This is a genomic window from Fervidicola ferrireducens, assembly GCF_001562425.1.
In the GTDB taxonomy this organism is placed as follows: domain Bacteria; phylum Bacillota; class Thermosediminibacteria; order Thermosediminibacterales; family Thermosediminibacteraceae; genus Fervidicola; species Fervidicola ferrireducens.
In genome coordinates this window covers 1-20,772 of record NZ_LOED01000001.1, presented here as the reverse complement: position 1 = coordinate 20,772, position 20,772 = coordinate 1, and the positions used below count along the sequence as shown (strand labels likewise).

The window sequence follows — 20,772 nt, the reverse complement described above, 5'->3', positions numbered from 1 at the left end:
CAGAGCGGGAAGTATGCCCATTTTATCCTAATAAATGGTAATTATGCATACAAAATGAGAAGTTAAGTCCTAATCTGTAGACTTTTGTATTGGGTTTTGGCCATGAAAAGTTCAAAACAAGCACAGATTAACATAATTTTCCTTAATAATTTTGCAAATTTATGGAAGGGACGGCTTTAAAATTAGGTTTCTACACCAGAATTAACATTTAAAAAAATTGAGAACAGCATAGATACGCTGCATTAAATAAGCAAAAAAATGCTTATTTTATAGAAAAATTTACGAAGGGTTAAAATATTTTTTACTGAAGAGATGTTTAAAAGAAAATTAGGAGGGGTGATTTATGGACAGAACCAAAGTGGCATTGAGGTTTGTTGTCTTTAGTGTGATCGGTATTTTTATGTTTTTTATTCCAATAAATTGGAAAGGGAGTTCGTCAATTCCTCTAGACCATATTGTGACATGGATAAGGACTAATCTTACCTCCTTTGCCCTCATTTATGCGCTTATAGTAACAACAGTGGGAGGATTGCTTCCTTGGATAAACGGAAGTTGGAAAAAAACGAAGGTCGATACCATTTTCTCCATATTTAAGCTTGCAGGAATTCCCATAGCATTTATGGTATATTTCAAAATTGGTCCAGAGTGGATGCTGAAAAGCAACATGGGGCCTTTTCTTTTTGAAAAGCTCGTGGTACCAGTTGGACTGATAGTTCCCATAGGGTCGGTATTTTTAGCCTTTTTGGTTGGGTATGGTCTGATGGAGTTTGTCGGAACTTTTTTAAGACCAGTTATGAGATTAATCTGGAAGACTCCCGGAAGATCTGCTATTGATGCAATTGCGTCTTTCGTAGGAAGCTATTCAATAGCTTTGCTCATTACTAACAGAGTTTTCAAAGAAGGAAAATATACGATTAAAGAGGCGGCTATTATTGCTACCGGTTTTTCTACAGTTTCGGCTACATTTATGATAATAGTTGCCAAAACCCTTAACTTGATGGATATGTGGAATACTTTCTTCTGGGCCTCTTTAGTGGTGACTTTCGCTGTGACTGCAGTTACTGCAAGAGTTTGGCCCTTGTCTCGAAAACCAGAAAGCTATGCTGCTGAACCTAATCCCGAAAAGGAGATTGGTATTGGCTTTAAAGTTGCTTGGGACGAGGCATTAAAAGCAGCGGCAGATGCACCAGGCATATTTGAAAGCATTGCGAAAAATATAAAAGACGGTTTTCGAATGGCGGTTTCAATTCTACCTACAATTATGTCCATAGGACTTTTGGGCCTTGTTCTGGCAGAGTATACTCCATTGTTTGACATTGTCGGATGGATATATTACCCATTTATGTTACTTTGTAAAATTCCAGAACCAGTTTTGGCATCTAAGGCCGCTGCGGTAGAAATAGCGGAAATGTTTTTACCAGCTCTTCTTGTAGCGAACGCGCCGCTGGTCACCAGGTTTGTCGTCGCTGTTGTTTCGATTTCCGCTATACTGTTCTTCTCGGCATCAATTCCCTGTCTCCTCTCTACGGAGATTCCTCTGACCCTAACAGAAATAATCGTTATATGGATAGAGAGGACCATTCTCTCGATCGTTTTTGCGGCAATGCTGGCTATGATTTTGCTGTAAAAAAAACCTGCTAGGGATGGTATTGATGGAAATCTTAAAATCACCTACAGGCAATCAGCTAAACTGCAAAGGCTGGCAGCAGGAGGGGCTTTTAAGGCTCCTCCTAAATTGCCTGCATCCGGATATTGCCAAAAAACCCCAGGATCTGATCGCGTATGGGGGTAGCGGAAAAGTAGCAAGAAATTACGAGTGCCTGATTAGAATAATAGATATTTTAAAAAATCTTGAAAACGACGAAACCCTGTTAGTTCAGTCAGGCAAACCCGTGGGCGTATTCAGGACGTTTTCCTTTGCTCCAAGAGTGATAATGGCCGGTGCCCTACTAGTGCCCAAGTGGTCCACGTGGGAGACTTTTTACGAGCTGGAAAAGAAGGGGCTTACTGCTTACGGGCAGAGTACTGCAGGTTCCTGGTCGTATATAGGTACTCAAGGAATACTTCAAGGGACATGGGAGACTTTTAATCAGGTGGCAAAGAAGCATTTTGGGGGGAATTTAAGAGGTAAACTAATACTCTCTTCCGGCCTTGGAGAAATGGGAAGCGCCCAACCCCTCGCGATAACTGCTAACGGTGGTGTTGCCATAATCGTAGAAGTGGATAAAAGCGTAGTTAAAAAACGCCTGCTATCTAGTGTAATTGATGTTATGGCTACTTCTCTTGACGAGGCTCTGGATATAACTGCAGGGTACATTTCAAGGAAGGAGCCGGTGTCCATAGGCCTCGTAGGAAATGCCGCCGATGTATATGAGGAATTTGTTAAAAAAGGAATTGTGCCCGATGTGGTGACCGATCAGACCCCTGCCCACGATCTAAAAAGTTATGTACCCTCTGGGTTTTCGGTGGAAGAGGCTGCTGAATTAAGGGAGCGAAACCCCCATATATACGAAGAAAAAGCTTTAAAGACAATAAAAAGGCACGTAAGTGCCATGGTCTCCCTGAAGGAAAAAGGTGCGGTGGTTTTTGATTATGGCAATAACCTGAGAACACAGGGTAGAAAGGCTGGCTTAAAAGGCGCGTTATTTCCCAGTTTTGTGGCGGAGTATATAAGGCCGCTGTTTTGCGAAGGCAGGGGACCATTCAGGTGGGTTGCGCTATCGGGGGATCCTGAAGACATTTACAGGACCGATGAAGTTATTAAGGCTATTTTTAAAAACGATAAAAGGATTGTCGAGTGGATTGACTTTGTAGAAAAACGATTTTCTTTTCACGGACTCCCCGCAAGGGTATGCTGGCTCAATTACCGGGAGAGGGTGTTATTCGGTGAGATAATTAACCATATGGTCAGGATCGGTGAATTAAAGGCACCCATCGCCATTACCAGAGACCATATGGACGCTGCCGCAGTAGCGTCACCTTTCAGGGAGACTGAAGCTATGAAGGACGGCAGCGATGCAATTGCGGACTGGCCGGTTTTGAACGCCATGCTCAACTGCTGCTCCGGTGCTACGCTAGTTGGGCTCTACCAGGGTGGAGGTGTAGGAATTGGATATTCAATACACTCTGGTATGACTGTGATAGCCGATGGGACCGAAGAAGCGGAAAAACGCCTGCAGCTTGTCTTAAAATCAGATCCGGCGCTGGGGGTCATAAGGTATGCGGATGCAGGTTATGAAATCGCAAAAGAGATAGCAAAGAGCCAGTCGTTTCCGGCCAAAGCCGTATTTTAGGGGGAGGAGAGATTGAGGCGGCTTAGATTTTTCGCGCGTCTGGGCTTCTTGCGGGAATTGCTCTCCAACAATATCGAGAGTGTAAAAGATATATGGTTCTTACTGAAGGCCTTGGGGATAAATGCTATGCCCAACACAGTCATGGTAGTTAGCCACGACAATTATTACACCGAGACGAGAAATAAGAGTGAGATTCAAAAGCGTGCTCTGAGGCTGAAGACAATAGAGGCCCTTGAGGAAGCGGTGAAACCCTTCGTCGGTCTTGTCGTTCCCATGGAAGAGAACCTTTTTGCAATTCTACTTGAGACAGAAAGCGATGGTGAACACCAGGTTAAAGAAACCTTGCAGATGGGGAGTCAAATCAGGGACAGAGTAGAAGACTATGCGCAGGTCAGTGTTTCAATAGGCATAGGCCGGCGCTACAAAGATATTCATAATTTGCACCTCTCATATAAAGAAGCTCTGGCGGCTCTGAATTACAAGTTTTTTCTGGGCAAGAGCCAGGTAATACATATCGAGAATGTGCTGCCGTATTCCGATGATATGGAATTGTTTTCCATGGCTGTGGAATCAGAGCTGGCGGTCAAGGTTTTGAGCTGTGATAAAGAAGGAGCTTACAGCATAATCGAGGATTTGGTAAATTCCATAGGAACTGCAGGATTTCTCAATCCATTGAGTATAAAAAGCCGTTTTTTAGAAATTTTTAATTTTGTAGTAAAAGTGGCTTTTGAAGCAGGTGGAGATAAGGAAGTTTTAGCGGCATTGTGCGGCCGGTACATTGAGGGTATTCTAAGAAGTGATACTTTGGAGGAAGCTCGAGAGCAGGTCAGGGAATTTATCGGCGGCATTGTGGAAGAGGTTTACGAGGGCAGGAAGAGGATGAACCTTGTGGTTTTCGAAAGGGCAATAAGGTATATCCAGGAAAATTTCCGCAAACCTTTGACATTGGAAGAAGTAGCGGATCATGTTCACGTAAGCCCTTATTATTTCAGTCATGGTTTTAAAAACTTTACCGGAATGAGTTTTATCCAGTATGTAACGAAGCTAAGGGTAGAAGAAGCAAAAAAACTGCTTTTATCCACAAATTTGAGTGTGAAGGAAGTCGGGAAAATGGTAGGTTACAGTGATGCAAATTATTTCAGCCGGGTATTCAAAAACGAGATAGGAATGCCCCCTAGCCGCTTCAAGCTCAGCAAAAAATTCCACATAATGAGGAATTTTTCCGAAGGGTAAAAGGAGAAAATTGAGAATTATATATAATAAATAACTTTCAAGGAGGCATGATTTTATGAAAAGGGTTATAAGAGCCCCGAGAGGCAAGGAAATTTCCTGCAAGAGCTGGCAACAGGAAGCTGCTCTGAGGATGCTTATGAACAATCTAGACCCTGAAGTTGCCGAAAAACCCGATGAACTAATAGTTTACGGGGGTGCAGGTAAGGCTGCCAGAAACTGGGAGTGCTTTGACAAAATCGTAGAGGCATTGCGAAATTTGGAGAATGACGAGACGCTACTCATCCAATCGGGCAAGCCCGTGGGCATCTTTAAGACCCATCCTATGGCGCCCAGAGTATTAATATCGAACGCGATGCTTGTCCCTGCATGGGCTACCTGGGAAAATTTCTGGGAACTTGAGAAAAAGGGTCTTACCATGTACGGTCAGATGACCGCCGGCAGCTGGATATATATAGGTACCCAGGGCATTTTGCAGGGTACCTACGAAACTTTCGCCGCCTGTGCTAACAAATATTTTGGTGGATCGCTCAAGGGCAAGCTGGTACTGACGGCTGGTATGGGCGGAATGGGTGGAGCGCAGCCCCTTGCCATAACCATGAACGAAGGCGTGGCTTTGGTCGTAGAGGTAGACAGGAGCAGGATAGAAAAGAGGATAAAAACCAAGTACTGCGACGTAATGGTAGAAGACCTGGATGAGGCTATCAATATGGCTCTCAAGGCGAAGGAAGAGGGAAGGGCAATTTCCATAGGGCTCGTGGGCAATGCAGCTGAGGTGCATCCGGAACTGGTGCGCAGGGGCATAATACCCGATGTGGTGACCGATCAGACTTCCGCTCACGATCCCCTCAACGGTTACGTCCCCGCGGGGATGACTCTTGAACAGGCGCTAGAACTCAGGAAAACCAATCCCAAGGAGTATATAGCAAAGGCCAAAAAGAGCATAGCAGAACACGTAAGGGCGATGCTCGAGATGAAAAAACGCGGTGCCGTGGTATTCGAATACGGCAACAACATAAGGCGGCAGGCTTACGACGAAGGGGTAACCGATGCATTTGAAATTTTGGGTTATGTACCGGCGTTTATAAGAGACCTGTTCTGCGAGGGAAGCGGTCCTTTCCGCTGGGCTGCTCTTTCCGGAGACCCGGAAGATATCTACAAGACCGATGAAAAGATCTTGGAACTTTTCCCCGAGGACAAACACCTTGCCCGCTGGATTAAATTAGCAAGGGAGAGGGTTGCATTTCAGGGCCTTCCGGCAAGGATCTGCTGGCTGAGGTATGGAGAAAGAGCCAAAGCTGGTCTAGCTTTCAATGAGATGGTGAGAAAAGGAGAACTCTCTGCACCCATAGTTATAGGTAGAGACCACCACGATACGGGTTCGGTGGCATCACCTTACAGGGAAACCGAAGCCATGAAGGACGGCAGCGACGCTATAGCCGACTGGCCTATATTGAATGCCTTGCTCAATGTGGCATCAGGAGCCACCTGGGTTTCTGTCCACCACGGCGGCGGCGTTGGTATCGGCTATTCAATTCACGCGGGCGTAGTGGTGGTAGCCGACGGGACGGATGACGCGGCTTTCAGGATTTCAAGGGTGCTAAATAACGACCCCGGCACAGGTGTAATGCGCCATGCCGATGCCGGTTACGAGATAGCCATAAGGACTGCCAAAGAACACGGGATAAAAATGCCGATGCTGAAGTGAAAAAGGAGGTTTATAATAATAATGGCTAAGCTCGTTGAGTGCATCCCCAATTTCAGCGAGGGAAGAAGAAAAGAGGTAATAGAAGCAATAGCTGATGCCATCCGATCCGTAGAAGGCGTGAGGCTCCTTGATTATTCTTACGATCAAAATCACAATAGAAGCGTTTTCACTTTCGTCGGCGATCCGGAGGGCGTAAAGGAGGCTGCCTTTGCTTCGGCGGCAAAGGCAGCAGAATTAATAGACATGACAAAACATAAAGGCGAGCATCCGAGGATGGGCGCGGTTGACGTCATACCCTTTGTCCCTGTAAAAGACATAACTATGGAAGAATGTGTTGAAATATCTCGCCAGGTCGGGGAAAGAATTGCAAGAGAACTTTCGATACCCGTGTTTTTATACGAAGAGTCGGCGACGAGGCCAGAACGAAAAAGCCTGGCGGATATAAGGCGCGGCGAATTCGAGGGAATGGCAGAGAAAATAAAAGACCCCGCATGGGCTCCCGATTTTGGAAAACCTGAAATACACCCGACAGCAGGCGCAGTAGCAGTCGGGGCGAGAATGCCGCTCATCGCCTTTAATGTGAATTTAAATACTTCGGATATAAATATTGCCAAAAACATAGCAAAGGTTATCAGGGAAAGCGGTGGAGGCCTGAAAAACGTCAGGGCCATAGGGGTTATGCTGGAGGACAAAAATATAGCACAGGTCTCCATGAACATGACGAATTACGAAAAAACTTCCCTCTACAGGGCATTTGAACTTATAAAAATAGAAGCAAAAAGGTACGGAGTGGAGGTCATCGGGAGCGAAATTGTCGGCATAACGCCGATGAAGGCGTTGATTGACGTGGCAAAGTATTACCTGCAACTTGAGAATTTCGATGACAAAAAGCAGATACTCGAGAATTATTTGATTCCCGAATAAGATGGAGGATGAGCATGACTTGTAATCCTGATCTCTTGATAAAAAACATAGGAATTTTGGCTACTCCGGTTGGAAGTAGCGCAAAAGGTGGCAAAGAGCAAGGTCATATTGAGCTTATCGAAGGCGCTTTTATTGCGGTAAAGGATGGCGTTATCACCGGTGTGGGAAAAGCAAATAATCTAATGGATTTCAAACCTGCCGAAAATACCAAATTAATTGACGCCGGGGGGAACCTGGTCACCCCCGGCCTTGTAGACCCCCATACCCATCTTGTTTTTTCTGGCTGGCGGCAGAAAGAGCTTTCGCTGAAATTGAAAGGCGTAAAATACCTAGATATTCTCAAGATGGGGGGCGGGATACTAGAAACCGTCGGGAAAACCAGAAGAGCTTCTTTAGAAGAGCTGATTTCAAACGGAATGAAGGCTCTCGACCGCATGCTCGAATACGGAACGACCACCTGTGAAGCCAAGAGCGGATACGGACTTAACTTAGAGGATGAGATAAAGTCTCTGGCGGCCATAAAGGAGCTGAACAGGCTTCACCCCGTGGATGTGGTGCCCACTTTTATGGGAGCCCACGCGGTTCCCGCGGAGTACAGGGAGAACAAAAAAGAATACATACGGCTGATTGTGGAGGAAATGATACCCAGGGTGGCGCGGGAAGGACTTGCGGAGTTCTGCGATGTGTTCTGTGAGGAAGGAGTCTTTGACATCGAAGAATCAAGATACATATTAGAATGCGCAAAAGCCCATGGCCTCGTACCTAAACTTCACGCCGATGAAATCACGCCGATGGGCGGCGCAAGGCTCGCAGCAGAAGTTGGGGCACTTTCGGCGGAGCACCTGATTTACGCAACCGATGACGGAATCAGGGCGATGGCGAAATCGGGAACCATTGCCGTGCTATTGCCCGGCACGTCCTTTTACCTAGGAGAATCCTTTGCCCGCGCAAGAACCATGATAGAAGAAGGGGTGCCGGTGGCACTTGCTACCGATTTCAACCCCGGCTCTTCGCCGACCGAATCGCTGCAGCTGGTTATGAATCTGGCCTGCCTTAAGTACAGAATGACGCCGGAAGAAGTTCTGACTGCTGTTACTTTGAATGCCGCAGCTGCCGTAAAAAGAGCCTCAACTATCGGCACCATCGAGGTCGGAAAGCAGGCCGACATAATAATATGGGATGCGCCGGATTTGGATTTCATATTTTACCACTACGGAGTAAACCTTGTAAGAACCGTAATAAAAAAAGGAAAAGTTGTAGTTCAAAGACATGAAAGAAAGGAGATATAAAATGCTGCTTTCGGAATACCGCATCAAAGAATTTGTGAATGAGCTAGCTTCCAAAAGTCCCGCTCCCGGTGGGGGCTCAGCTTCGGCACTCGTCGGTGCGATAGGGACGGCGCTGGTATCGATGGTTTCAAACCTATCTTGCGGAAAAGAGAAATTTAAGGATAAGGAAGGACTGCTAGTAGAGATTTTGGAGGAAGCGAGAAGAATAAAAGAATCTCTTATAAATTTAATAGACAAAGATGCCGAAGCCTTTAATCGAGTGGCAAGAGCCGCAAAAATGCCGCGCACAACGGAAGAAGAAAAAAAACTCAAAAGCGAAGCAATGGAGCAGGCTTTAAAAGAAGCAACCCTTGTTCCGCTTTCGGTAATGGAAGAAAGCTTTAAAGCACTCAAGTTGCATGAAAAAGCTCTGGGGAATACCACTACGGCTGCGATAAGCGATATTGGCGTAGGAATTCAGTGTCTTAAAACAGCCCTTTACGGCGGATGGCTGAACGTAAAGATAAACTTAAACTCGATAAAAGACGAAGAGTTTATTAAAGATGTAGAAAAAAAGGCAAGTTCCATTTTGGAGAGAGGTATTCGCCTCGCCGATGGATTGTTCAAAAAGGTGGAGGAAGAGCTTGAAAAAAAATAATAAAAACACCAATAAAAATGGGGCCCGAGGGCTCCTTTTTTATTGTGTGTAAATTAAAAAAGGAAAAATCAGATAAGTGTAGTATTATATTAATAGATAGGGTATTTAAAAATTTTTGTACTGGGCTACTAAGTAGACTAAATGGGAAGGAGGAAATTGTATGAAAATAGTCAAGTCCAGACCGGACCTTTGTACCGGGTGCGGAGCATGTATGATAGCGTGCTCTAAAGTTCTTTACAAAGTTGAGGACCCGGATAAATCGGCAATAAGGATAAAAGAAAGGCCCGGAGCGGAAAGCGGTTACGATATTTTCGTTTGCAACCACTGCGGGAAATGCATATCGATTTGCAGCGTCGAGGCAATTTACAAAGCAAAAAATGGTGCGGTGAGAATCGATGCGGAAAAGTGCGTAGGATGTTACATGTGCGTGGGATTTTGTCCCGAGCAGGCGATGTTCGTCCACAAAGACATAAACGAGCCCATAAAATGCATAGCCTGCGGTGCCTGTGTAAGGGCCTGTCCCACGGGAGCAATTTATTTGGAGGAGCAAGATTAATTTCAAAAGTAAGGGGGTATGGTAGAATGGCGGGCAAGATATTGGCTACTTACGAATATACTCCTGCAAAAGTGGAAAAAGGATATGCCGGAAAGACCTTGTATATCAATTTATCGGATATGACGATTAAGGAAAAGCCGGTCACAGAAAAGATGAAAGAGCTTTTCGTAGGTGGAAGGGGATTCGGCCTCTGGTATTTATGGAATGCCGTCTCTAGTGACACGAAATGGAACGATCCAGAAAATGAGATAATAATTGCTGGGGGCCCTATTTGCGGAATCACCCAGTACCCGGGTTCGGGGAAAGCAGCAGTGGTGACCCTTTCGCCTCTCACCGGATGTCCGATGGATAACAATGTAGGCGGCTATTTTGCACCGCTTCTGAAATTCTCTGGATGGGACGCTTTGGAGATTCAAGGGAAATCGGACAGGGACGTAATCGTATTCATCGACGGAAACAGAGGGAAAGTAGTTATAGAAGATGCCTCCGACGAACCTGCCGATACCCACCTTTTAGCGGAAAAATTAACGGAAAGGTATGCGGATTCCGAAGAAGACAAGAGGAACATTTCTGTTGTTTCGTCCGGCAAAGGAGCGGAAAACACTCTGATTGGTATGCTCAACGTATCCTTCTATGACGTCAAAAGAAAGGCCGTCAGGGTAAAACAAGCCGGAAGAGGTGGGTCAGGAACGGTCTTCAGGGACAAGAAGATAAAGGCTATAGTTGTGAAGTACAAAGGAGTGACCGGTGATTCAAACAATCCTGCCGATAAGGAAAAGATCATCAATGCGGCGTTAAGGCTTCATAAAGAGATTTTTGAGCTCGATAAGCTGCAAAACAGGATGAGGGAAGTGGGAACGGCTAACCTGGTTGAAGTTATGAATGATTATGATTTGTTGCCCGTAATGAACTTCCAGTACGGTTCCCATCCGGATGCTAATAGAATAACATCCAAAGTCTTTAGAGAAAAATACTTTACTCAAAATGTACCCGATAACTGCTGGTATGGTTGTTCGCTTTCGTGTGCAAAGGCGGTGGACAATTATGAGGTAAAAACAGGTCCTTACAAAGGGCAAAAGGTGTGCGTAGATGCAGCGGAATACGAGACCATCGCTGCGGTTGCCGCAAATTGCGGGATATTTGACCCGGAATACGTTATAGAAGCAAACTTTTACTGCGATACTTACGGGCTTGATACCATTTCCTTCGGGAACATCGTCGGCTTTGCTATGGAATGTTATGAAAGAGGTATAATAAATAAAGAAATTACGGGGGGACTTGAGCTCAAATTCGGAAATGCCGATGCGGCGTTGGAGCTTTTGCACCAGATGGCGAAAGGCGAGGGATTCGGAAAGATAGCCGGGCAGGGAGTCAAACGACTGAGGGAATACATCCTTGAAAAAACAGGTGCCGATGCAAAATTGCTGCGGGATATAAGCATGGAAATAAAAGGCCTTGAAGTATCCATGTACGTAAGCAAGGAATCCCTAGCCCAGCAGGGAGGTTATGCATTCGCCAACAAAGGACCGCAGCACGATGAAGCGTGGCTAATTTTTATGGATATGGTTAACAAGCAAATACCCACATTCGAAGATAAAGCGGAAGCCCTCCATTACTTCCCGATTTTCCGCACCTGGTTCAGCCTGCAGGGATTGTGCAAACTTCCGTGGAACGACATTGTGCCTGCCGATAACGCGATGACCGATGAGCCTCATAAGATACCGGCCCATGTTCAAAACTACGTAGACCTCTTCAATGGAGTGACGGGCAAAAACATAACGAAAGAAGAACTTTTGCTGCAGTCAGAGAGGGTATTTAATTTCCAGAGGATTTTTAATCTCAAAATGGGCAAGGGAACTCGGGAATACGATATGCCGCCGTTTAGGCTTTTAGGACCTGCGACAAAGGAAGAATACGAATCAAGAGCGGAAAGATACGATAAGCAGCTGAAAGAGTTAGGATACGATATTGAAGGCAAGACCACGGAAGAAAAGATGGCTATGCTCAGGCAATACAGGGAAAGCCAATTCGAAAAGCTTACAGATGCTGTCTACAAGCGCAGAGGCTGGAACAAAAATGGAGTTCCGACCCTTGAAACCGTGAAAAAACTCGGAATAGATTTCCCCGATGTGGTGGAATTAATAGCCAAATACCAGGAGTAAAATGAGGTACTAGCAAAAAGAGGAGGGGAGCGCGGTGATAAAAGTCAACAACGAAGATATGGATTTTACAGATGGAATGACGATTGAAGATGTATTGAGAATAAAAAGGTACTCCCATCCCATGATTACGGTTATAGTCAACGGAAAGGTAATTCCGGTGGATAGTTATTCCACTCATAAAATAAAAGATGGTGACGTAATTAATGTAATTCACATGATGAGCGGGGGATGTTAAATCCCCTCCTCTTTTTAAATTTTTTTCCGGAGGGAAAAATAAAAGTGAAAGCCGATTTATCCCCTTGGGCTAAAAATTACGTGAGGGAACGCGGAAAAGTAATGTATATAGAAAAAAGGCTTGACGTTCGCGGCTGATGAAACGCTTTTTATACCCCATCAGGTCTGGTGGGGAAGCCTGAAAACGAGGAAAACTTTGAAGTGTTTACGGTTGACGGCGACGTAAAAGTTTACGTCAAGAAAGAACTTCTCGAGGCGATGGAACCCGGAGAAAAGGTATTCAGATTTCTGATCCCGGAATACGGCTGGCATTATCTTGTATTTTTAAATGAAAAATGAATTGGGAAAGCCGGTAATGCCCCGCCGGCTTGTTTTTTTAAGAGTATGAGTTAGGGGAGTGGTAAGGATTTGAAAGAAAGCGTAAAAAAACTAAGACGGGAAATCTATAAGCTAGTAGCTGAACATGCACGAAAGCTGGACAATCTGCAGGACGTATATACGGCGGTTATGGAATCGATTGGGGACAAATTAAGCCGGGAAGAAGCAGAGGCCCGAGTTCGGGCGGCGCTTGGCACTTTTGAAAAAGGTGCGATCCCCGAAGTAGTAGATTTTCCTTTTATTTCGGTTATAGAAAAGGCTTGCACCGGACACGGCCAGGATTGCGGATGCAAAATTGCGTGCGAGCCGAAAGCTATAGAGGTAAAAGACGATAAAAGCCCAGCTATCGACCTGGATAAATGCATATCCTGCGGACTTTGCATAATAGCCTGTCCTGAAGGTGCCATTGCCGACAAAACGGAGATAGCTCAGACCATCAATTTGATTAAGAAAAATCCAAGGGTCTATGCCGTGCTGGCACCAGCTTTTGCCGGGCAGTTTGGACCGGAAGTAAGTGAGGAGCAGGTGAAGTCGGGCTTACTCATGCTGGGGTTTTACGATGTCATCGAAGTTGCCCTGGGCGCTGATATGATAACGGTGAAGGAAGCCGAGGAGTTCATCCGGCGCATGGACAGGGGAGACGAATTTATGATAACGTCCTGTTGCTGTCCGCCTTTTGTGAGGCTGGCCAAAAGTTACCGGGGTAAAATCGAAGGCATGGTGTCCGATTCGGTTTCGCCCATGGTAGCCATAGCCCGATTTATCAAGGCCGAAGATAAAGACGCAAAAGTCGTGTTTATTGGCCCGTGCATAGCAAAAAAGACTGAGGCTAAATTGCCGGAACTCAAGGATGCGGTGGACTGCGTCCTGACGTTCGAGGAATTGGCAGCGATCTTCGAAGGCTATAAAATAAACCTGGCGGAAATAAGCGTAAGAATGCCTATAACCGATGCATCGCACGACGGAAGAATATATGCCCACACAGGCGGTGTTACGTCGGCCATTGTATCCAGCGTAAAATCTATGAGGCCCGACATTGAAGTGAAGGCCTGCCAGGGTGACGGAATAAAGGAATGCAAAAGAATACTCGATGCTATAGAAAAAGGTACTCTTGATGCGAATTTCGTGGAAGGAATGGCCTGCGTTGGCGGGTGCGTAGGAGGTCCGGGAGCATTGATTCCGAAGGAGGAAGGGGCGAAAGCGGTAGACGCCTTTGCTGCAAAAAGCAGCGTTAAGGAAGCTATAAACAACGGCACTGCGAAGATACTTTACGGCAAACATAAAGATAAAGTAAAATTAGAATCCCATCGAATGTGAATATAAAATGCCGGAGAATTGTCCTCCGGCATTTTTCGTATTTGTTTTACAAGGCCCTTCTATTTTTGTTTGCTTAGGCGTTATAAAATACCTCCGTGAGTTAAGTAAACAGAATTGACAAAAAAATAACAAAGTAGTAAAATCGAATTGTGAAATATTTAACAAACAAAGGGGGTTATAGGTTGCTAGTAATAGATAAGACTGAATGCATTGGATGCGGGACATGTTTCCATCTATGCCCTTTTGATGCAATTAAAGAAAAACATTATGGAGGGAAAGAGATTTATGAGGTAATAGAAGAAAGCTGTATGGAATGCTTGCTTTGCTTGAAAGCCTGCCCGCTTAGAGCAGTAAATTGGAAGGAAGAAGATTTCGAAAGGTGGGATAGCGTTGACAAAGTATGTTAAAACGATTTGTCCCTACTGCGGGTGTGGTTGTTCGATAATCCTTCACGTGAAAAATGGAAAGATTGTTCGAACTTCCCCGGCTGTAAAAGATTCAATAAACAAAGGAACGCTTTGTATCAAAGGCATGCTGGCCCATGAGTTTGTACATTCTCCTGAAAGGCTGAGGACGCCACTTATTAGAGAAAACGGAAGTTTTAGAGAGGCCACTTGGGATGAAGCCCTTGGTATGGTCGCTGAAAAATTCCATAAGATAAAGGAAAAATACGGCGGCTCAGCTTTTGGAGTTTTAAGCTCGGCTAGAGCCACATCTGAAGAGAATTACCTTATCTCGAAATTCTCAAGAGCCGTTTTGGCTACGAACAACATAGACCATTGTGCTCGGTTGTGACACGCCCCAACAGTGGCCGGTCTGGCCCAAACAATGGGAGCTGGAGCGATGACGAATTCGATAGACGAAATAACAGAAAGCCAGGTTTTATTCGTGATAGGCTCAAATACAACAGAGCAGCATCCTTTGATAGGCTCGCGGATAATTGAGGCCATAAAAAAAGGAGCAAAATTAATAGTGGCGGATCCTAGGAGAACATACCTTGCAGAAAGGGCCTATGTCCACCTTTGCATTTTGCCGGGAACCGATGCGGCTTTGATAAATGCCATGATGAATGTGATAATAAATGACGGCCTTATCAATGAAGAATTCATTAAAGAGCGAACAGAGGGTTTCGAAGAGTTAAGACAAAACATCCTTCAATGGACGCCGGAAAGGGCAGAAAGAATTACGGGGGTAAAAGCCGAGGATATCCGGCGGGCTGCCCGCATTTACGCCGGGGCTGAGAGGGCAATGATCCTTTACTGTATGGGTATAACGCAGCACAACTGCAGTACCGACAACGTAATTGCTTTGTCGAATTTGGTATTGCTCACCGGCAATGTAGGAAAACCCGGTGCTGGTCTTTGCCCGCTGAGAGGCCAAAATAACGTCCAGGGAGCCTGCGACATGGGGGCCCTTCCCGACGTTTTATCCGGTTACCAGAAAGTAAAAGATCCAGGAGTTCGCGAAAAATTTTCCAGGGCCTGGGGGGTTGAAATCCCAGAAATTCCGGGATTGACCGTGCCGGAAATGTTTGAGGCTGCAGAAAAAGGCATTATAAAGGTCATGTATATAATAGGTGAAAATCCTGCGGTGAGCGAAGCCCATCTTTCGCATGTAGAAAAAGCCCTGCGAAACCTCGAATTTCTTGTGGTTCAAGACATATTCCTCACGGAAACCGCAAGATTTGCCGATGTGGTGCTGCCGGCTTGCTCCTTTGCCGAAAAGGACGGAACTTTCACCGGAACCGATCGCAGAGTTCAGAGGCTGCGAAAAGCCATTGAGCCTTTATGGAATTCTAAGCCAGACTGGCAGATTATAGTGGAACTTGCCGCCCGCATGGGTTATCCCATGACTTACGCAGACCCTTCAGAAATAATGGATGAAATCGCAAGCCTTACTCCTTCCTACGGAGGCATATCCTACGACAGGTTGGAGGGCTGGGGTATTCAGGTGCCATGTCCTCATAAGGACCATCCGGGGACACCTTACCTTCACAAAGATTCTTTTGCAAGGGGGAAAGGTAAATTCATTCCTGTAAATTATACGCCACCCGCCGAAAGGACCGATGAAAAATATCCCCTTGTCCTTACTACGGGACGAGTACTGTATCATTACCACACGGGCACCATGACCAGAAAAATAGATTTTCTCAACAAAAAATGTCCGGAGCCTTTTGTTGAAATAAATCCTGCTGATGCGCAAAAGCTGGGAATATCCGACGGCGACGAAGTTTACGTAAAATCGAGAAGGGGAAAGATAAAACTTTCCGCAAGAGTGACCGGAAAGATAAAGCAGGGTGTTGTGTTTGTGCCCTTCCACTTTGCGGAAGCTGCGGCCAATTACCTTACAATAGATGCACTGGACCCGGTAGCCAAGACACCGCAGTTAAAATTTTGTGCGGTAAATATTTTCGCTGGGAGTGAAGAGCATGGCGATAGTTGAGATAAATAAGGAACTTTGCAAAGGCTGTACTTTGTGTTCGCAGGTTTGTGGGATAGGTGCATGTTTTGGGGAACCTTTGATACCGCACGAGATTGACGAACGTCGCTGTATCAACTGCGGCCAGTGCGTAGTCACCTGCCCTACAGGTGCTGCTAGCGACCTGTCGGAGCTTGAAAGGGTAAAAGAAGTCCTCGAGGATGATAGCGTAGTTAAAGTCGTCCAGTGCGCCCCAGCTTTGAGAGTAAGCCTGGGGGAGGAATTCGGTATGGAAGCGGGTAGTATTGTCCCCGGACGAATGGCTTCGGTCTTAAGAAAACTGGGATTTGACAGGGTGTATGATACTTGCTTTGCCGCCGACCTCACCGCCATGGAAGAGGGGCATGAATTCTTGGAAAGGCTGGAAAGAGGCGGGCCTTTTCCCATGTTCACTTCGTGCTGTCCGGCGTGGGTGCTTTATATGGAAAAAAATTATCCTGAGCTCCTTCCCCTTTTATCTTCATGCAAATCGCCACAGCAAATGTTTGGAGCCCTGGTAAAGGCTTATATGGCAGAAAGAGAAGGTATAGATAAAGACAAAATTTTTCTGCTTTCGGCCATGCCGTGTACAGCCAAAAAATACGAGGCTAAAAGACCTGAAATGAATAAAGATGGATATAATGATGTGGATGCGGTATTGACAACAAGAGAGCTGGCGCAGTTGATAAAGGAAAAGCAAATCGAATTTACAGACTTGCCGGAGGAGAATTTCGATGTCCCGTTCGGACTATACACCGGAGCAGGAGTTCTCTTTGGGACAAGCGGAGGTGTGATGGAAGCGGCACTGAGGACTCTCGTGAAAAAACTCACAGGAAAACCCTTGAAAAACATAACTTTTGAGCCGGTTAGGGGAGCAGAGGGTGTCAGGGAAGCCGTAATAGGAATTGAAAACAGGAAGATAAAAGTTGCGGTGGTAAGCGGCATCAAAAATGTTGCGCCGCTCCTGGAAGATATAAGAAAGGGTTTTTCGGACTATCATTTTATAGAGGTGATGGCCTGCCCGGACGGGTGTATTGGTGGAGGAGGACAGCCGCGTATTCCAAAGAGGTCTTTGAGAAAAATGGTGCTGAAAAAAAGGGAAAAAGCCATATACTACTATGAACTCGGCCTGCCTCAAATTGCAGCGGTGGACAACCCCTTCATAAAAGCTTTATATACAGAGTTCTTGGGCGGTCCCCTGTCGGAAAAGTCGCATGAGCTCCTGCATACGGTATATTCTGATAAAAAAATATTTTTTCACTAGGTATTGACAAACATTTAACGAAGTAGTATTCTAAAATCGGAAGTTGTGAAAATATTAACAAACATGTACGTGAGGAGAGATAAATAATGGTGAAAATCCTTTTCGAAAGGGATAAATGTCTGGGCTGCAAGACGTGTGAACTTGCTTGTGCTGCGGCACATTCAAAGACCAAAAGTTTGCTTGGTGCTATAAAAGAAAAAAAAGTTTCCCGTATTAGAATAAAAGTAAAAAACGGTAAACTCAGTGCAGAACAATGTGCCCTCTGTAGTAACCCCAGATGTATTGAAGTCTGTCCTGTCGGCGCACTTAGCAGAAGTAAAACCGGAACCATCAAAGTAAATCCTCTGGTATGCACCATGTGCGGTCTGTGCCAGGAGGCCTGCCCCTTTGGAGCTATCGTTTTGAGCAGTTATCCCACGATTTGCGACCGTTGCAGCGAACAAGATGAACCTTTGTGTGCAAAGGCCTGCCCCACAAGGGCACTGAAGATGAAGGCTATTTAGGGAGGTATTGTCGTGATAAACTGTGAATTATTCACCTGCGATGCAGCGACAAAAAAGTTATACGAAAAGGCTAAAAAAGAGCGAATAGATACGGTATGGGACCGCGCCCTTGCTATGCAGCCCCAGTGCGGCTTTGGCGAGATGGGATTATGCTGTACCAATTGCTCCATGGGACCGTGCCGTATTGTAAAAGTTTCGGACGATGGCCCCAAAGCGGGTATATGCGGAGCGACCGAGGACACGATTGCATCGCGAAACTTTGCTAGAGCGGTCGCTGCCGGTTCCGCAGCCCATTCGGACCATGGAAGGGATATTGCCCTGGCCCTTTACCATGCGACTGGTAAAATCCGTGTAAAAGATGAGGAAAAGCTTTTTAAAATAGCCGGCGAGTGGGGCATAGCGGTAGAGGGCAAGGATGCTTCGCGTATTGCCAGAGAAGTGGCGGAAAAAGCTCTATCGGAATTTGGTAAAATATTCGGCAAATTACTATTTTTAAAGAGAGCACCGCATAAAAGGCAAAATTTGTGGGATGAATTAGGGGTGGCCCCGGAGGCCATAGATAGAGAAATTGTAGAGGTTTTGCACTCCACCCATATGGGAAGCGATGCCGATTACAGGAACATAATCAGGCAGGCGATAAGGGCGGCGCTGAGTGACGGATGGGGAGGTTCCATGATAGGCACTGAGCTGAGCGACGTGCTTTTCGGGACCCCTGTGCCCAGGAAGGTGGAGGCCAATCTCGGCGTTTTGAAGAAGGAATGCGTAAATATAGTGGTACACGGCCACGAGCCCACTCTGTCCGAGGCTATCGTAATGGCGGCCAGAGACCCGGAACTTTTGGAACTTGCGAAAAAACAGGGAGCAGAGGGCATAAACGTAGTGGGTATGTGCTGCACGGGCAACGAGATAGCCATGAGGCATGGAATTCCGATGGCAGGCGATTTCTTCCAGCAGGAACTGGCTATTGTGACCGGCGCCGTTGAAGCTATGATAGTTGACGTTCAATGCATAATGCCTTCCCTTGCCACAGTAGCAAAATGCTACCATACGAAGCTTATTACTACCTCTCCCAAGGCAAAGGTTCCTGGAGCAATTCATATGGAATTCGACGAACAAAAAGGTCTGGATATAGCAAAAAGGATAGTAAAAGAAGCGGTAATGAACTTCAAAAACAGGAAGGGAGAAGTTTATATACCCGACGTAAAAAGTGAAGGGGAAATAGGCTATAGTTTAGAAGCCATAATCAAAATCCTCGACCGGGTTACAAATTCCTTCGCCCATCCTTCCGGAACCGTAAAACCCCTCGTTGACGCCATAAAATCGGGCGTGCTAAGGGGTGCGGTGGCGATAGTTGGCTGCAACAACCATAAGCAGCCGCACAACTCGTGCCACGTTACTCTTGCAAAGGAGCTTTTAAGGCGCGACATACTCGTTGTGACGACAGGGTGCGGTGCTCATTCCTGCATAAAGGCGGGGCTAATGAGCAAAGAAGCCCGAAAATACTGCGGAAAAGGGCTTGCTACCGTTTGCGAACTGCTTGACATACCTCCCGTGCTCCACATGGGGTCCTGTGTGGACATAAGCCGTATTCTGGTGCTGCTTTCTGAAGTGGCCAATTACATGGGCGTGGACATCAGCGATTTGCCGGTAGCTGCTGCGGCGCCTGAATGGATGTCTGAGAAGGCTCAATCTATAGGTCTTTATGCTGTAGCCTCAGGTATATACGTAGTATTGGGTGTATCTCCTGCTGTCACCGGCTCGGAAAATGTAACAAACTATCTGACAAAAGACCTGGAAAGCGTCTTAGGTGGCAGGTTTGAAATAGAAAAAGACCCGGTCAAAGCTGCCGAAAAAATTGCAGTTCATATCGAAAATAAGCGGAAGCGACTTGGGATTTAAGTGGAGGTTAAAGGTATGAAGATAGCTATTACCGGCAAGGGCGGGGTTGGTAAAACCACCCTTGCCGCAGTCCTCGCTAAATTGTATGCAGGGGAAGGTTACAGGGTGATGGCTGTAGATGCAGATCCGGATGCTAACCTTGCAGCTGCGTTGGGATTTCCTGAGGATAAGCAAAGGAAAATCGTACCTCTTTCTGAGATGAGAGAGCTCATAGCAGAAAGGACCGGAGCCCAACCCGGTCTTGTGGGTCAGATGTTTACACTCAATCCAAAAGTTGAGGACATACCTGAAAGATTCTGTGCTGAACACGAGGGCGTCAGGCTCTTGGTAATGGGCGGCATAAAAAAGGGCGGCTCAGGCTGTGCCTGCCCGGAACACACCTTTTTGCGGGCTATAATGCGGCATTTGCTTCTTGATAGCAAAGATGTGCTGATAGTGGATATGGAAGCTGGTATAGAACATTTAGGAAGAGCCACAGCGGATTGTGTTGACGCTTTCATAGTTATAGTAGAACCTTCTTTAAAGAGCATAAACACCTATTATTCTATAAGGAAACTTGCAGCCGAGATAGGTGTAAATAAAGTCCTGGTGGTGGGAAATAAGGTAAAAGACCGGGATGATGAAAATTTTATAAAAAACCACGTGGGAGCGGATAAACTGCTGGGAATATTGAGCTACGATGTTACAGTAGAAAAAGCAGATAGGGAAGGCGTCTCTCCCTTCTACGCCAGCAAGCAAACCAGAGAGAGCATTGCTGTCATAAAGAATAAGATTAGCCAGCTTTGTATCGCAAACTATTCATTGATGCCAAAAGCCAATTTTTGAGGAGGACACCGATTTCATGAAAATGAGCACTAAAAGGATAACCTACATGGCGATGTTCGTGGTGCTGAACATAATACTTACCCGAATTGCCAGCAT

The 20,772-nt window shown here is 45.9% G+C and carries 18 protein-coding genes; all 18 read left to right on the top strand.

The window, feature by feature from the left end; translation table 11 throughout:
- The first annotated feature begins 343 nt into the window (after positions 1-343).
- The 18 genes from AN618_RS00090 to AN618_RS00005 all read left to right on the top strand — a co-directional run bounded on the left by AN618_RS00090 (position 344) and on the right by AN618_RS00005 (position 20,676).
- Positions 344-1,627 (top strand): YjiH family protein, encoded by a 1,284-nt coding sequence (locus AN618_RS00090; protein WP_066350543.1) that lies wholly within the window; start codon positions 344-346, stop codon positions 1,625-1,627.
- A gap of 16 nt (positions 1,628-1,643) precedes the next feature.
- Entirely contained in the window at positions 1,644-3,293 is a 1,650-nt protein-coding gene (gene hutU / locus AN618_RS00085; protein ID WP_342670454.1) for a urocanate hydratase, read from the top strand.
- 12 nt (positions 3,294-3,305) lie between these two features.
- Positions 3,306-4,526, top strand: a complete 1,221-nt coding sequence (locus AN618_RS00080) for a helix-turn-helix domain-containing protein (RefSeq protein WP_066350539.1) — start codon at positions 3,306-3,308, stop codon at positions 4,524-4,526.
- A gap of 55 nt (positions 4,527-4,581) precedes the next feature.
- Complete coding sequence (gene hutU, locus AN618_RS00075; protein WP_066350536.1) at positions 4,582-6,231, top strand: urocanate hydratase; 1,650 nt, start codon at positions 4,582-4,584, stop codon at positions 6,229-6,231.
- A gap of 21 nt (positions 6,232-6,252) precedes the next feature.
- Complete coding sequence (gene ftcD / locus AN618_RS00070; protein WP_066350535.1) at positions 6,253-7,155, top strand: glutamate formimidoyltransferase; 903 nt, start codon at positions 6,253-6,255, stop codon at positions 7,153-7,155.
- Between the two features lie 14 nt (positions 7,156-7,169).
- Positions 7,170-8,444, top strand: coding sequence for an imidazolonepropionase (gene hutI, locus AN618_RS00065; RefSeq protein WP_066350532.1), 1,275 nt, complete (start codon positions 7,170-7,172; stop codon positions 8,442-8,444).
- Complete coding sequence (locus AN618_RS00060) at positions 8,425-9,081, top strand: cyclodeaminase/cyclohydrolase family protein (RefSeq protein WP_066350529.1); 657 nt, start codon at positions 8,425-8,427, stop codon at positions 9,079-9,081. Before hutI ends, AN618_RS00060 begins: the two co-directional genes overlap by 20 nt.
- Before the next feature lie 160 nt (positions 9,082-9,241).
- Complete coding sequence (locus AN618_RS00055; RefSeq protein WP_066350526.1) at positions 9,242-9,637, top strand: 4Fe-4S binding protein; 396 nt, start codon at positions 9,242-9,244, stop codon at positions 9,635-9,637.
- A 26-nt stretch (positions 9,638-9,663) separates the two neighbouring features.
- A complete protein-coding gene (locus AN618_RS00050) occupies positions 9,664-11,799 on the top strand; it encodes an aldehyde ferredoxin oxidoreductase family protein (protein ID WP_066350518.1) in 2,136 nt (711 codons plus the stop codon).
- A 34-nt stretch (positions 11,800-11,833) separates the two neighbouring features.
- Positions 11,834-12,034 (top strand): sulfur carrier protein ThiS, encoded by a 201-nt coding sequence (gene thiS / locus AN618_RS00045; RefSeq protein ID WP_066350516.1) that lies wholly within the window; start codon positions 11,834-11,836, stop codon positions 12,032-12,034.
- Positions 12,035-12,201: 167 nt separating this feature from the next.
- Positions 12,202-12,372, top strand: coding sequence for a hypothetical protein (locus AN618_RS12975; protein WP_157081581.1), 171 nt, complete (start codon positions 12,202-12,204; stop codon positions 12,370-12,372).
- A gap of 69 nt (positions 12,373-12,441) precedes the next feature.
- On the top strand, positions 12,442-13,728 hold the full coding sequence (locus tag AN618_RS00040; protein ID WP_066350513.1) for a [Fe-Fe] hydrogenase large subunit C-terminal domain-containing protein: 1,287 nt from the start codon (positions 12,442-12,444) through the stop codon (positions 13,726-13,728).
- 182 nt (positions 13,729-13,910) lie between these two features.
- Positions 13,911-14,135: a 4Fe-4S binding protein gene (locus tag AN618_RS00035; RefSeq protein ID WP_066350510.1), complete on the top strand. Its 225-nt coding sequence runs from the start codon at positions 13,911-13,913 to the stop codon at positions 14,133-14,135.
- Complete coding sequence (gene fdhF, locus AN618_RS00025) at positions 14,119-16,170, top strand: formate dehydrogenase subunit alpha (RefSeq protein ID WP_083514956.1); 2,052 nt, start codon at positions 14,119-14,121, stop codon at positions 16,168-16,170. Before AN618_RS00035 ends, fdhF begins: the two co-directional genes overlap by 17 nt.
- The gene (locus AN618_RS00020; RefSeq protein WP_066350504.1) at positions 16,157-17,449 is read left to right on the top strand and encodes a [FeFe] hydrogenase, group A; all 1,293 of its coding nucleotides are present in this window, start codon (positions 16,157-16,159) and stop codon (positions 17,447-17,449) included. Before fdhF ends, AN618_RS00020 begins: the two co-directional genes overlap by 14 nt.
- 86 nt (positions 17,450-17,535) lie before the next feature.
- Positions 17,536-17,952 (top strand): 4Fe-4S binding protein, encoded by a 417-nt coding sequence (locus tag AN618_RS00015; RefSeq protein ID WP_066350502.1) that lies wholly within the window; start codon positions 17,536-17,538, stop codon positions 17,950-17,952.
- Between the two features lie 15 nt (positions 17,953-17,967).
- A complete protein-coding gene (cooS, locus tag AN618_RS00010) occupies positions 17,968-19,851 on the top strand; it encodes an anaerobic carbon-monoxide dehydrogenase catalytic subunit (protein WP_066350968.1) in 1,884 nt (627 codons plus the stop codon).
- 15 nt (positions 19,852-19,866) lie between these two features.
- Positions 19,867-20,676: an ATP-binding protein gene (locus tag AN618_RS00005; protein WP_066350500.1), complete on the top strand. Its 810-nt coding sequence runs from the start codon at positions 19,867-19,869 to the stop codon at positions 20,674-20,676.
- Positions 20,677-20,772: the final 96 nt, after the last annotated feature.